This window comes from Alteromonas sp. ALT199, assembly GCF_018619335.1.
In the GTDB taxonomy this organism is placed as follows: Bacteria; Pseudomonadota; Gammaproteobacteria; order Enterobacterales; family Alteromonadaceae; genus Alteromonas.
On record NZ_JAHHDX010000065.1, the window covers coordinates 1 to 14,312 of the forward strand.

Below are 14,312 nucleotides of genomic sequence, written 5' to 3' on the forward strand. Positions count from 1 at the left end.
TAATATAACTTATTGTTAGTGGGCTAACTCGTGAATATAGAAAAAACCTTAATTCTATTTTATAGTAGCAAAAACAACAGTGTCGTAGACGGTATAGGAAGTATGGACACCATTAAAAAGGGATCACTCGTTGTGGTCGGCACAGGCATTAGCGTTGCTGGCCAAATGACCATTGCCGCTAGAAGTCACATTGAAAATGCCGACATCGTCTTCATGGGTATTATGAACAAAATTGGCGAGCATGTGGTAACTACGCTTAACCCAAATAGTGTATCGCTAGATGACCTTTACGAAGAAGGCAAATCTCGCGCCCTCACCTATTCTCAAATGGCCGATAGAATTGTAGAGTCTGTAGTAGAAGGCAATAAAGTTTGCGTTGCTTTTTATGGTCACCCTGGTGTTTTTGTTACTCCCTCTCATGAAGCTATACGGCGTGTTCAAGAAATGAACTTAGAGGCAAAAATGCTGCCCGGCGTATCGGCAGAAGATTGTTTAATTGCCGATTTGGGCATAGACCCTTCTCGCTACGGCTGCCAGTCTTATGAAGCAACCCAATTTCTGTTTCGCGATTACCGCATTGACCCACACATGACACAAATTATCTGGCAAATTGGCTTAGCCGGAGAAGCCACATTAAGCGTGTTAGATGCAAATCATAGTCAATCAGGGCTGGCCATGTTGGCAGATATATTAGCCGAGCATTATCCGGCGGACCACGAACTTATTATTTATGAAGCGGCGACACTACCACTTTGCGAACCCAAAATAGAAAAGGTTCTGCTTCGTGAACTCGAGTTCGCAAAACCCACGTTAATATCTACTCTTGTGGTTCCATCTAAAGGAATGCCAGCATATAGACACGACCGATTAGCAAAGCTAGGGCTAACAGAACAACAAGTTACTAAATATAGAAACCCAACCGTAAATTAACAAAAGGATAATAAAAAATGACAAAGTCTATTAAGGATTTTTTGGTTGAATTAGACACCAACAGCAAGCTAATGGAAGCATACAAAAACGACCCTGTGGCGACTGCGAAAAAATTCGGCTTATCTGCTGATGAGGTAAAAATCATTGCAGATAAAAATTGGGACGAACTCTCTAAGCGCTTTGACGACAAAAGTAGAACTATTCGCGTTATTAGCTACTAACTCAAAACAAGCGAATAATGAATCGTTTTGCCTTGTGTATCATTAGTGTCATTGCTTTAATGGCACTGCCTGCGCGCGCTTTAGACGCGCCACAAGGTAATATTTCATCCCCCATACTTCAGCTTGAAGGGCTTAAAGCACGCATTCAAGAAAACGACCCAGACGTTCAAAGTACGTTCGCAGAATTAGGTGCGTTCTTCGCAGCCACCCCCAATGACTACGAACATGCGCGCTTTTTAAATATAAAATCTTACTTCCATATTTTAAAACAAGATTATGTACAAGCTTACGAAGCGTTGCTTGAAGCTCGCAAATACGCGACTTCAGGAAGCAATATACTCAGTCTTGCAGAGTCATATCGATTAGAAGGTTTAATTCTAGATTTATCTGGCGAGCATGCCAACGCGCTAGAGGCAATGCACCAGGCTCTAGACTTTTACAATGAAGCCGAAAGTGACCGAATTCTGTTGGTGTATAGCGCCATGGGTAACGTGTACATGTCGCTTAAAGACTATGAGCTTATGCTAAAATTCGGGCATCAGTATTTGTCTGCTGCGCAACGCTTAAACAATAAAGAAGGTGAAGGAACCGCTTACTTTTTTCAAGGGTATGCACAACGAGCACTAGGCGAATATCAAGGCGCAAAAGTAAGCCTGTTGTTAGCTGAAAACTTGCTTCGTGAAGCTAACTACCCCTTTATTGGCATTGTACACAGCGCCATGGCAGAACTTCATATTGCACAAGGCAATCTGAGCGAAGCGCTAAAAAAACTAAATCAAGCTGCTGAAGCCGACCGTCAGGTTGGATTTCGCTATAACGACGGCTCGCACCTTCTGCACCTAGTAGACATCTATAAGCAACAGGGTGAAATTGAGCTTGCAATCACCGAGCTTGAAGCTGGGCTTGAAAAAGACGTTATAAAAAACGACAAAGTGCTGCTCACCGATATTTTAAACGAACTTATCTCGCTTCACGAGAAAAATGGCAACTTAGCCGCAGCACTTAAATATTCAAAACAGTATAGAGAAACGTTTAAACAAAGCTTCAACGAGCAACAATCTAGGCTGATGGCACTGCACCGTGTGCGATTAGCCGTCTCAGAGAAAGAAGAAACAATAAAGCTTCTGGAAAAAGACAATCAGTTAAAAGAGCAGCGAAATCTGATTCAACAGAAAAAGAATACTCAGCAACTTTATTTTATTGGCTTTGTGATCCTTTCATTAGGTCTAGTGATCGCGTTATGGCTAAGAACCCGACAACAGCGAAAAACCCTTGATAACCTAACACAGGATTTACGTAGAGCAACTAAAGCAAAATCTGATTTTCTGGCACGTATGAGCCATGAAATTCGCACACCGCTAAACGCAATTATTGGCCTTACTAAGCTTTCACAACGCGCTGCTGAAGACAAAGAGCAACAAACTAACTTAATTCAAATTGAAGGCGCATCACAAACGCTGCTTAGTATAATTAATGACATTCTTGATTTCTCTAAAATTGAGGCTGGCAAGCTAGATATAGAGTCGACGCAATTCAATTTAGATGCCCTAGTAAACCAAACTATTAGGTTGCACCTAACCCGCGCACAAGAAAAGCACATAGAGCTTATTCAGCATATTTCACGAGACGTGCCGCTAAACCTAATTGGCGACCCGTTGCGCATACAGCAGGTGCTCAACAACCTATTAAGTAATGCGCTTAAATTCACCGAAGATGGGCTCATCTCAGTAAGCGTTAGGTGCACACAAGTCGAAGACGATATTCAGCTTGAATTTGAAGTGAAAGATTCAGGCGTTGGCCTAAGTACCGCGCATCAAGCCCAACTTTTCCAGCCGTTTAATCAGGGCGACGAATCAATTTCGAGGCGCTACGGTGGTACAGGTTTAGGCTTAGCAATTTGTAAACAACTCACAACCTTAATGGGTGGTGAAATTTGGGTAGAAAGCCAGTTAGGAAAAGGGTCTATTTTCCACTTTACGGTAAAGGTGCAGCAAGACGCCTCTCAACAAATTATCTCGCCATCTAAGCAGCTTTCAGCATTGAAAGTGCTTGTAGCCGACGATATTGAAGCATCGCGAGACGCAATTTCAGAAGCACTCTCAATGGCCAACATTCAAGCCGATATCGCCTCTGGCGGAAAAGACGCGGTTGTAAAAATGCGCGCAGCATTAGCTGCTTCAATGCCCTACGATGTACTTATTTTAGATTGGAATATGCCAGATATAGATGGCCTTGAAGTAGCGGCGATAATGAACCAAGAGTTTTCAATTAAGCAGCCAAAAGTGATTATGCTTTATGCGTTTGAATCGCCACGCATGCGCGAACAAGCTAACCAACTAGGCATACATAGCTTTATAAAGAAACCGTTTAGTACGAGTGAACTGGTAGATACACTGCAAGAGCTATGTCTTAACGTAGAATCTAAAGCCTTGCCTAAAGACAAACCACCAGTGCCTAATTTAAAAGGTACACGTATTCTTTTTGTAGAAGACAACGCACTAAATCAAAAAGTAACCATTGGCCTTTTAACTGAAACCAAAGCCTCGATTAAAGTTGCTAATAATGGGTTAGAAGCAATAACTATACTGCGTGAAGACAGGGCATTCGATGCAGTACTGATGGATATTCAAATGCCGGTAATGGATGGATTAACTGCTGCCAAACACATTAGAGAAGAGCTGAAGTTAACCCTACCTATCATCGCCACAACCGCTCATGCCATGCAACAAGACATCGATAAAAGCCTAGCGGCTGGAATGGATGGTCATATTAATAAACCTGTCGACCCTAACCGCTTTTTTGATGTACTTGTTGAGGTTTTGGATAAAAGGCAGTCTTCGGCCACCACGGAAGTAACTAACGACAAGCTTATAGCAACTGATTCATTTACGGTGATAGACAAATCAAAAGCCCTAGAAACCTTGCTTGGTGATGAAACGCTTTATAACGACTTGCTTAACGATTTTGTGGCTTTAGAGGGGGAGCTTAGCGCGCTCAAACAAGCTATTAATGCCCATGACTATACATCCATCGCAAGAATAGCGCATATCTTCACAACGGCGCTTCGATATATCGGCGCATTTCCACTCGCAGAATTGGCAAGCACGATAGAGCTAACCATAAAGCGCAACGAGCATAAAACAACCGATGGATTCCATGATCAGTTGGAAGCCCTACACGAAGCTTTATTGGAATTAAGTGAAAAAGTTAAGGGGATGATAGGGTAAGTAGCGAAGCCTACGCATTTATGTAGGCTTCACGGGTAATCGCCTATAGTAAACGGCCTATTACTGCCCTTCACTAGACTCTTGCGACGCATACTCATTTTTCATAAGCCATGCGTATGCAGTGGTGAAAGCTGTTTCTTGGAACTGCTTTAATCCAGTTTCAGAAAACGGCACAGCTAGTGGGTTTCTGCGTAGCGACTCTTTAATATCGGTAGGGTTAAAAATAACGACCTCTAACCCATCAATTAACTCGATAGCAGCCTCTAGTTTAAAGCCAATTGCACTACCTGCGAACTTACCTTTGCTTTGACGCTGACGGATGATCACAGCATCAATTTTGTAATCTTCGACAAGCTTAGCGAAGGTGCTTTGAAAGCTTTTTAGCCCCTTTGCACTGGTATCGGCAAGGGTTAAGCGGCGCGTTCGGCAGTCGGGTAAATGAAACAAACCATCAGCAAGCGACACCAAACTAATAATTGCTTCGTTACCTTTTAAATCTATACCACAGACTTTCATATTTTTTCCTAATTACGTTTGCCTGTTATTATAACCCGTTTCTCGACTGTTATTCACTTGCGAGTACTTTTCTTTACTTACTACGCTAATACGCGCGGCAACATTAGTTTAGCACTGACTTAATGGTCTCTTTAGACAGGGGCTTTACAAAATGTTCGTCGAACCCGGCAGATTGAGAATCCTCGACGTATTTTTCAGACCCCCACCCGCTTTGAGAGTAAAACTTAACGTTTTCTGCTTCAGGCAAAACTTTAAGCATTTTAACCAGCTCATAGCCATCTATATCTGGCATGCCGATATCAAGGAATACACAGCTTGGTTTAAAGGCTTTAAATTCCTCTACCGCTTCTTTGGGAGAGGTAATGCCCAAAGCTGTAACCCCCATCGACTCAGCTAACAAGCAATAGGCATCGATAAGATCTGCATTGTCATCTACAAACATCACTTTACTTTTGCTTTGTACAACAGACTCGACTTCTGTGTTTTCCGATTGCTCGTAAGCTGTTTTAGAAATAGGTAGACTAACTTCAAAGGTACTTCCTTGACCTACCCCCTCGCTCATCACAGATACTTCACCATGATGCAAAGCTACTAGCTTACTCACTAGGGTTAAACCGATACCAAGCCCGCCTTTTGTGTGCGTAGAATGCGCTTCAATTTGGGTAAACATATTGAACACATCTTTTAGCCTATCTTCAGGAATGCCCATTCCGTTGTCTTTAACAGAAACGATAATCATGACGCCTTTTTTTCTGATATCTACAACAATCTTTCCTGACTCGTTGGTGTACTTGGTCGCATTGTGAATAATGTTAGAAAATATCTGGCTTAAGCGCGCTTTGTCGCCGTAAACAGTCACATCTTCTTCAAGACGGTTTACGGTTATGTCGTGTTTCTTTGCTTTTACCTGCTGCTCAACAATTTCAAGTGAATCAGATAGCACGTCTTGAATACTTAATCTCTCGAATTCAAGCTTAACCTTACCTCGCGTAATGCGAGACACGTCCATTAAATCGTTGATAAGTTTAGACATGTATTCGGCTTGACGGTTAATGATAGCCGTTACTCTTTTGCGGGTTTTATCATCATCAACGCTTTCTAAAATGCTCGCCCCTGACATTATAGGGCCCAACGGGTTGCGCAACTCATGAGCCAATGTTGCAAGGAATTCGTTTCTGTAGTTATCTTGCTTTTCAAGCTCCTGAATACTTATGTGCATACGCTCTTGCACATCAAGAGCGTACACAAGAAACATTCTGTTTAATCGGTTCGCGGTATCGACATCAGCTTTATCAAACGCTGTTGAGCGCCCCTTAATTGTTCGGGTATGAATAGTAAACGCCGAACGTGGTTTAAGGCGCTCCGATTTTGGTGCATCTTCAGATTTTTCATCTTCAGCGCCAATCCACTTTTGAACGCGGTGGGTCTCTTTTCTAAACCAAGCGGTAAAGTACTGCTTTATCTCAAACAGCGGAATAATCATAATACCGGCAATACCATACTCTCGTGCTTCTGGGTAATCTTCATATAAAGAATCGTTTGTGTAAGGAAAACCGCCTTCGCTACTCGCTTTAGAAAAAATCTCTTTGATGAGCACTATCGGTAAGGTATCTCCAAGCGTGATGGTTTCGTACTGTGAATAGTAAACGAATCCTGAACTATTAAGCGCGTCTAAAAAAGCTCTTTCCCCGCTTTTCACAACACGACTGATAGGGTTCGCCGGACCGATTCTGTCCAACATGGCATCTACTGCTTTATCAGTAATATGCTTTTTGCGTTTCGCAATTTCTTCTTCTTTAGCCAACAAATGCCAGCTGAACAGTTGGCTTAAATTCTCGCACTGCAGCCTTACATTTTGGGGTATATAACAGGGTTCGCGATGATGACAGGAAATGAGCCCGTATAACTCTCCATCTGTCACCAAGGAAATAGAAAACGATGCGCGTAGCCCTTGGTTTCTAATGTACTGAAGATGAATGGGCGAGAACGTGCGCAATAGCGAGCGAGTGAGGTCTAACCGCTCTCTTCCCGACTCCTTGGCAGATGGAATTAACTTTGCAGGGGGAAGCTCTGTATCAGGTACTAGCCGTACCCAGTTTGTTTTGTACAGCTCCCTGGCTTGTTTTGGTATGTCTGAAGCGGGAAAGTACAAGTCTTGGTAAGATTCCATATCCTCAGCTTTAGCTTCCGCGATAACCTTACCTGAGTAGTCATCGTTGAACTTGTAAAGCACCACTCTATCCATGTTAGTGAGATATTTAATGGTCGACACCATCTCTTGTGCCATCTCGCGTAGCGATGTCATTTCTTTAAATCGCGGAGCGATAGACATTGAATAAAGCTTTATGAATTGTTCTGCACTATAAGTGTCTCTAAATTCTGTAGCAGGCTCTAGCTCCACGACATAGTGGTGTCCCGAATCGTAAACAACCGCTAAATAGTCTCTTGCTTCTCCCTTTTTTAGAAGCGCTTCATTTAGAAGAAGCTTGATGGGCAGTCGTATTTTACTCTTTGACACTCTATCAAAGGTCTCTTTAAGAAAAGCGCTCTCGTCAGTGTCAGAGGAAAGAATATCTAAAAAGTTTTTCCCAATGATCCCCTCAGCAAATATCGTTTCGCAGTTTTCACTGACAATTGAGATATTTAGATCGTCGTAGCTAAACGCAATAAGAAAACCATAACTTTGTACACTTTCGGGAATATGTATGGGTTCGTCTTCACAACGTTCAAAGTTAAAGTTTTGAGGAGATTGAATCATAGAGGTCCTAAATTTTGTATCCGTGTTCCATACTTAAGCTTGAATCGAAAATTATCGCATAGACAAGCCTATTAATAATGCGCTTGCGTTTTAACGGCTTAATTTAATTAAGCGCCCGCCTTCCTTATCTTCAAGCACATAGATATTGCCCATGCTGTCTTGTTCAACTTCACGCACTCGCTTGCCCCACTCGTAACGCTCTGCTTCTTCAACTTTCCATTTGCCTTCGTCGTCTTTATTAAAGGAAACACGAACCAAAGCTTTTGAAGACAAGCCACCAATGAAGCCATTACCTTTCCAATCACTGAACTTGTCGCCTTTATAAATGATAAAACCCGCAGGGCTAATAGCAGGTACCCAGGCTAGTTCGGGCGATTTAAAAATAGGTATATCTTCATGATTAGGAATTTTTACGCCTGAATAATGGTCGCCCTGCGACACGGTGGGATAACCGTAGTTGCGACCTTTCTCAATAAGGTTAAGTTCGTCGCCATGGCGCGGCCCCATTTCGTGAACCCATAAATTGCCGTGTTCATCAAAGTCGATGCCAAGCGGGTTGCGGTGCCCTAACGTCCAAATTTGCTCGGTTACACTACCCTGCCCGTAAAAAGGATTGTCTTCTGGCACACTTCCGTCTTCGTTCATGCGTACAACTTTGCCCAAATTCATTGCCATATTTTGTGCTGGCGTAAATTTTTGGCGCTCGCCAGAGGTAATAAACAAATAGCCATCAGGCGAAAAAACCATACGATGTGAATAATGGCCGTTACCCGTCATCTTGGGCGACTGACGCCAAATAAGCGTTCTATCAGATAGCTTCGCGCCACTATCAGTAACGCTCAGCGTAGCTCGCTCTATTACCGCACCGCTAAACGCATCGTCTTTTTCATCTCTTTCAATATAGGAAATGTAAATAGTGTTATTAGACGCAAAATCTGGGTGAATAATGACATCACCTAAACCGCCCTGCCCGCGCGCTGTAACACTTGGTACATTGCTTACCGCAAAACGCTTTTGCTGATTTTTATCAAGCAACCACAGCGTGCCTGCTTTTTCTGTTACCAAGCTGTGCCCGTCTGGCAAAAACGTTATAGCCCACGGGCTGTCGAAGGTAGCTTTAACACTACCTTTGATGGTCGCGCCCTTACTGCCTTTCATATCAATTTGTTCAGATGAGTTTGACTGGGCAAACGTAAAAAATGAGGTTGCAAAAAGCATAACCAATAGTGCGGCTTTTCGGCTCATGCTGTTTTTGTGTGTATTTGTTGTTTGCATCTGCGTTCTAACCTTTTTGAAGGTTTGCGTACTGCTACTTACACGATGAGGCGTTAATTACGCGTCAACGGGCGGCGCAAAGGGTTTCAGTTAGCATTAGTTACGTAGGTTTAATTAAAGAGGTTTATATTATTGCTTACGTTTTGTTTTTCACATTTCTAAGTTATGAGGTTTCCCTAAACTTTCTTTAATGAAGCCGTGCTTTACTTAAGCCCCGCCTATGTTACTTTCGATGTAGTTTTAGCAACGAAGATAAGGAGGTGATCATATGTCGAGAGTTAAGGTATTTGAACAGGCAGCTATGAGTGAGGGTCGTTCTAGCTAACCCCTTTTACGTAATTGCTCTAGAAGGCTGTCTATTCAGCCCAGCTCGGAAAGCCGCATCACGTTGCTGAATGCGGCTTTTTTCTTTTTAGCTGGCTATTTTTTGACAAGCAAGAGCGACTATGACAGCGTAGGATAAACAAACTATAAAAAACTCGCGCTTGATAGCGGGAAAGGGAATTTCAAATGTATCAAAAGCTTGCCTGTGTTTTTATCGGCGCCTTATTTACCCTAAGCTTTAGCTTTCAGGTAAACGCCAAAGTGCGTGGCGAGGCCGTAGTTAAATCAATAAAATCAGAGGTTTTGAATGAGTCGCGAGAACTGCTTATTCACTTACCTAATAACTATTCCCGCTATAAAGACACCACTTACCCAGTTTTATATTTGCTAGATGGACAGCGTAATTTTGCACATACCGTAGGCACGCTTGATCTGCTAAATCAGTCTGGAATGGCGCAAGAAATGATTGTTATCGGTATTAGCAACACCGAGCGCACGCGAGACTTTACACCTACCTATGATGAAAGCTACAACCAGTGGGGGATATCTGGTGGTGCCGACAACTTTTTAGACTTTCTAGAAAAAGAACTAAAGCCTTACGTAGGCGCAAACTATCGCACCAATAACTACGCGATTGTTTCTGGGCATTCATTAAGCGCCCTTTTTACCTTATACGCACTGCAAGAGCGGCCTGAACTATTTCAAGCTTACTTCGCATTTAGCCCAAGTTTGTGGTGGCACGAAGAAGTGGTATTTCCAGAGGCAAAAGCGTTCTTTGCGTCAGGTAGCGACCTTAACAAATACCTTTATATCAATATGGGTAACGAAGGTGGAAACATGCTAAGCGCATACGAACGTTACGTTGAACTGCTAAATAGCAGCGAACGAAAAGGGCTTACCTTTGATACCGAGCTAGACACATCTGAAAGCCACAATACTACTGCGCTTGCAGGTATGAGCTTGGCGCTTCAAAAGCAGCTAAATTCGTTACGCCCAACAGGTGCAATAATACAAGAAGGTATTCCTGCGGTAGAGCAATACTATAAAGACCTTTCTGCAAAATACGCTTTTGAAGCAAAGCCAGAATATAAAGCCGTAAACCACGCGGGTTATGCGGCGCTAAACAACCAAGACTTTGACTCTGCCATTGCAATTTTTAAGAAAAATATAGCTCGTTTCCCCAACAAATCTGATGCCTATGATAGCCTGGCAGACGGTTATGAAGCTAACGGCGATTTAGCCATGGCACTTGAAATGCGAGAGAAAGCGCTAGCAATGAGCTATGAAGAAAATGTTGAGAATGGTGCTTTTAAAACGCGGTTGGCGAATTTGCAAAAGAAGATTGCGGAAGGTACAGGCGACTAGCTATCAAGTGCCTGAACTAGAAAATCGTGAGCATTGACCGAATAATAGTAGGAACGTACTCTGGTATGTTCATACGTAATGGAATACACATAATGAAAAAAAACAAGCTCTTCGCCTCTTTAACACTTTCGCTTTGTTTAGCTTCGTTATTGGGCTGTACAGAGCCTGAAACCCTGCCCGTCTCTCCCTCTGCTGCCTTAGAACCAAAAGAAGCCAACCTTTTGAAAACTGGGCTTGCTGAACGCATTCGAATTGAAGGGCAAGAGGTTGATTACCAATCTTTAGAACAAAGACAAGCGCATTATGATGTACCTGGTGTGTCTGTCGCGTTTATGAGAAATGGGCAACTAGCTTGGACCATGCAAAGCGGCGTTAAAGATTTAACTTCTGAATTGGCTGTTGATGAAAACACGGTGTTCCAAGCAGGCAGTATTTCTAAACCCGCATTTGCCGCAGTATTGATGAAATATCGCGAAGACAACCCGCTAGATTTAGATGCAGATGTTAATGCCTTACTCACCAGCTGGCAGTTGCCTGAACATGAATGGACTGGGCAAGACGTTGTTTCATTACGCAGATTATTAAGCCACACGGCGGGCACCACAGTGCACGGCTTCCCCGGTTATGCAGCGGGCGAACCAGTGCCAACTTTGCAGCAAGTGTTAGAAGGCACAGCACCTGCAAACACCAGCGCAGTAGTTGTTGATATTAAGCCAGGCACGCAAATGCGTTATTCCGGCGGCGGCACAACGCTTGCTCAGCTTACCTTGCAAGACATAGCTAACGAGCCCCTGTCAACTATGTCACAACGGCTTTTGTTTAAACCTTTAGGCATGACGCGTTCTGGCTTCGAACAACCCATATCGACCAACTTGTCAAACAATATGGCTACGCCGTATGACGGCGACGGTGCGCCAATTAAAGGTGGCCCGCATACTTACGCTACGCTTGCAGCAGCAGGCATGTGGAGCACGCCATCAGACATGTTGAAATTGGCAAGTAGCGTTCGTAGCGCGTATTTAGGGCAAAAAACAGACTGGATATCGCAAGCCACCGCGCAAGAAATGTTAACCAACAATACGCGAAGTACTGAGCCGCCTAATGTAGGAATAGGCTTTTTTATCAATATGGATGATAACGGTGAAATTTTAGGCTTTGGCCACGGCGGCGCAGATGCTGGCTTTATGTCGCAGCTATACCTTGAACTAGATACCGGCAACGGCTACGCCATTATGACGAACGGCAACAACGGTAGGCAGTTAATAACTGAACTAGAAATACGGCTAAAAGAAGCGTTAAACGTAGGCTATTCGGAAGCTGAAGTCAGGAAGTTAGTACCCATAAGCCAAGAGGAGCTAAGTAAATATATTGGAACCTACGTGGTAACTAACCCAGTTAACGTTGATGTGGTACTAGAAAAAACAGCCAATGGTTTTGTGCTTAACGCCTTACCTTATGTTGAGAATGAAGAATATTTTCATGAGGGTGGCGGTCGATTCTTTGCTAGGAATGGAAGTAGCGTTCGTTTTGAGGTGGATGAAGAAAATGGACTGGTTAAGACGGTTGTGATGGATGGGGGTATTCGAGGGAAGCGGTAAGAGTAATTTGTGAATTTGAAAGCATTCAACGGATATCTTCTTAATTCAAAAATATTCTCCGTTTTTTTTTGATACGTACTTAAATAAACAAAGTCGCTACTAATTCAATACGGAGGCTTGTAGGGCACATTGTTTCACTGTCTTTAATGTAGAACTTTTGTTCGTCGATTAACGCAGCGTTTATGATATTTAAAAACTCAACTTGAGCAGTACATATATTAAGAAGCCAGAGTCTTCGGAAGGAAACCTGTGCAGCTAAAGTCGGGGGAGTTAAAAAAGGCGTAGCCCCTCTTGTTATCCAAGGGGGTCAAAAAAAACCACCTTTACTTACCTAAATTAGTTTCGACTTACTCTGCTAGTTCAGCGCTATATGGCTGATAGTCATCAGATAAAAACGGAATAAACCCTTTCGGCCATTTTGTTGTAAACTCACACAGAAGCCTGTACTGCGCTGGAGCGTCAAGGTTCACTTTCTGAACTTTAAGTGAATAATGAGTCAATTCAGGATTACCTAATAGCTTACGAACATCACAATTAAAGTACTTTGGACAATAGCCAACTTTAGTCTTCTGGTCATCAACAGTTGTTACTAGTACAGCGTTACAATCAAATTTATTGTCATTTTCATATTCGAAAGTCAGAGGTTCGCCTTTATCTAAAAGCTCAATTCTGCCCAAGCTTTCATTAGGTAAGTGACTGACTCCGCTGGTAAAGAAACTAACATTGTATTCATTATCTCGAATCATTACCGGCATTGGAGTAATCCGGTATTGGTCAGTCTTACGTTCACCGCCCGAGATGCTAAGCATATCAAGTTCATCGTAATTTTCGATACTCATATCAGACCAATCCAGCATCTTACGAAACTCGGGTCTGTTTTTTGGAAGCAACCTATTCTGAAAAAAAGAAAACAACCTATTAGAAAAATACTTTTTTTTCCTATCTGTCATACGAGGAAAAGGTATAAAATTTTCGTTCTTTGCACCTTTGGTATAGTTCAAGCGATAGCCATCAAGATCTCTAGTTAGCTTAGCAACTGGGTACCACATGCCATCATCAATATTTTTCCAAGTTACAAAAACACTTTTCATTTTCTATAATGCTCTTTCTTTATCTCTATAGTTCTTAAAATTAACTCTCTTGAGTCTAAAAGAATTTTTTTATTTTCCCGAAGCATTGCAAAACAGAACTGCTTCGCTACCTCACTCATCGTGTCTTCTGGAATTGCGAGAAGTATATCTGAGATTTTCTTCGCTGTAATGTTTTCTAATCGTTCAAGCCACTCTAAAGCTGCTTCTCCATAAAGCATGGCAAAAAATGTAAATGCTTCAATAGTTTTTAACCTCTTTCCTTCATGGTAAAAATAAGATTTACATTTTCGAACATACGTAGCGATACTCTGTCCTTTATCTTTAGTTTCTAGCCTCGTTTTTCGCTTTGCATCACTTTCATTGCGACCCAAGCTAGCAGCATGATCAAACGATGGTGCAAGTGATTTTTTGCCATATTTATCAATGATCATTGCCCAGTTTTCATTATGCCTATCTTGATTAGAGATCCATGCATCAAACATTACATACCCGACGAATACATCTCCAGCACTTTTGATTGCTTTAGTCTCTTTCCATCCTTTTGGAGGATTGACGATTAAACGATCCATTATCACGGAGACACGAGCTATAGTTTGTGATCGCTGACCTTTTTCTAGTTGTTGTTCTAGTACCCGTTCTATTACATGCTCTATCGCCTGGTTTCCGAAAATCATCGAATCTCCTTCTTGGATGAAATTCTCACTTCTGGTACCGCGTTCTTCACCATTTATTGCTAGTTCGTAATTTGCATGTGGAATACCCAATACACCAGCTAGTTCACAAGCTACTTTTTCTGCCCAGTCTTCGCCATGTCGAATAATTGGGTTCTGATACTTGTCCTCAGTATGAAGAGATTTAAAAAGGTACTCCCGACCATCGGATTTATCTGTATACCAAAACTTGGATTTAGTACCCATTTGTTCATAGTTATCGATATTCTGACTAGAAATATCAATGATTGTAAAATTCATCATTTAAACTGAAATGCCTTATTGATCGAATGCAAT

Annotated in this window: 10 protein-coding genes; 5 read left to right on the forward strand and 5 right to left on the reverse strand. The window is 42.3% G+C overall.

Annotated features, from left to right (window positions below):
* Window positions 1-102 precede the first annotated feature (102 nt).
* Genes KL866_RS07025 through KL866_RS07035 form a run of 3 tightly spaced genes read left to right on the forward strand, consistent with a single transcriptional unit; the run spans window position 103 to window position 4,378 of the window.
* On the forward strand, window positions 103-930 hold the full coding sequence (locus tag KL866_RS07025; protein ID WP_214994274.1) for an SAM-dependent methyltransferase: 828 nt from the start codon (window positions 103-105) through the stop codon (window positions 928-930).
* A gap of 17 nt (window positions 931-947) precedes the next feature.
* Window positions 948-1,151 (forward strand): hypothetical protein, encoded by a 204-nt coding sequence (locus tag KL866_RS07030; RefSeq protein ID WP_025256084.1) that lies wholly within the window; start codon window positions 948-950, stop codon window positions 1,149-1,151.
* Window positions 1,152-1,168: 17 nt separating this feature from the next.
* Window positions 1,169-4,378, forward strand: coding sequence for a response regulator (locus KL866_RS07035; RefSeq protein WP_214994263.1), 3,210 nt, complete (start codon window positions 1,169-1,171; stop codon window positions 4,376-4,378).
* 60 nt (window positions 4,379-4,438) lie between these two features.
* On the opposite strand, the gene KL866_RS07040 is transcribed toward KL866_RS07035, so the two are convergent.
* From KL866_RS07040 to KL866_RS07050, 3 genes are all read right to left on the reverse strand, one after another.
* On the reverse strand, window positions 4,439-4,894 hold the full coding sequence (locus KL866_RS07040) for a DUF3010 family protein (protein WP_025256086.1): 456 nt from the start codon (window positions 4,892-4,894) through the stop codon (window positions 4,439-4,441).
* Between the two features lie 103 nt (window positions 4,895-4,997).
* A complete protein-coding gene (locus KL866_RS07045; RefSeq protein ID WP_214994265.1) occupies window positions 4,998-7,652 on the reverse strand; it encodes an ATP-binding protein in 2,655 nt (884 codons plus the stop codon).
* A gap of 90 nt (window positions 7,653-7,742) precedes the next feature.
* A complete protein-coding gene (locus tag KL866_RS07050) occupies window positions 7,743-8,927 on the reverse strand; it encodes a PQQ-dependent sugar dehydrogenase (protein WP_214994266.1) in 1,185 nt (394 codons plus the stop codon).
* A gap of 510 nt (window positions 8,928-9,437) precedes the next feature.
* Here KL866_RS07050 and KL866_RS07055 point away from each other — a divergent pair.
* Together KL866_RS07055 and KL866_RS07060 are read left to right on the forward strand one after the other, a co-directional pair.
* Window positions 9,438-10,616 (forward strand): alpha/beta hydrolase-fold protein, encoded by a 1,179-nt coding sequence (locus KL866_RS07055; RefSeq protein ID WP_214994268.1) that lies wholly within the window; start codon window positions 9,438-9,440, stop codon window positions 10,614-10,616.
* 92 nt (window positions 10,617-10,708) lie between these two features.
* On the forward strand, window positions 10,709-12,214 hold the full coding sequence (locus tag KL866_RS07060) for a serine hydrolase (protein ID WP_214994270.1): 1,506 nt from the start codon (window positions 10,709-10,711) through the stop codon (window positions 12,212-12,214).
* A 347-nt stretch (window positions 12,215-12,561) separates the two neighbouring features.
* Here the strand turns inward: KL866_RS07060 and KL866_RS07065 are convergent, their stop codons facing one another.
* Together KL866_RS07065 and KL866_RS07070 are read right to left on the reverse strand one after the other, a co-directional pair.
* Complete coding sequence (locus KL866_RS07065) at window positions 12,562-13,305, reverse strand: HIRAN domain-containing protein (protein ID WP_214994272.1); 744 nt, start codon at window positions 13,303-13,305, stop codon at window positions 12,562-12,564.
* Window positions 13,302-14,279, reverse strand: coding sequence for a hypothetical protein (locus KL866_RS07070; protein ID WP_214994276.1), 978 nt, complete (start codon window positions 14,277-14,279; stop codon window positions 13,302-13,304). Before KL866_RS07070 ends, KL866_RS07065 begins: the two co-directional genes overlap by 4 nt.
* Window positions 14,280-14,312 lie beyond the last annotated feature (33 nt).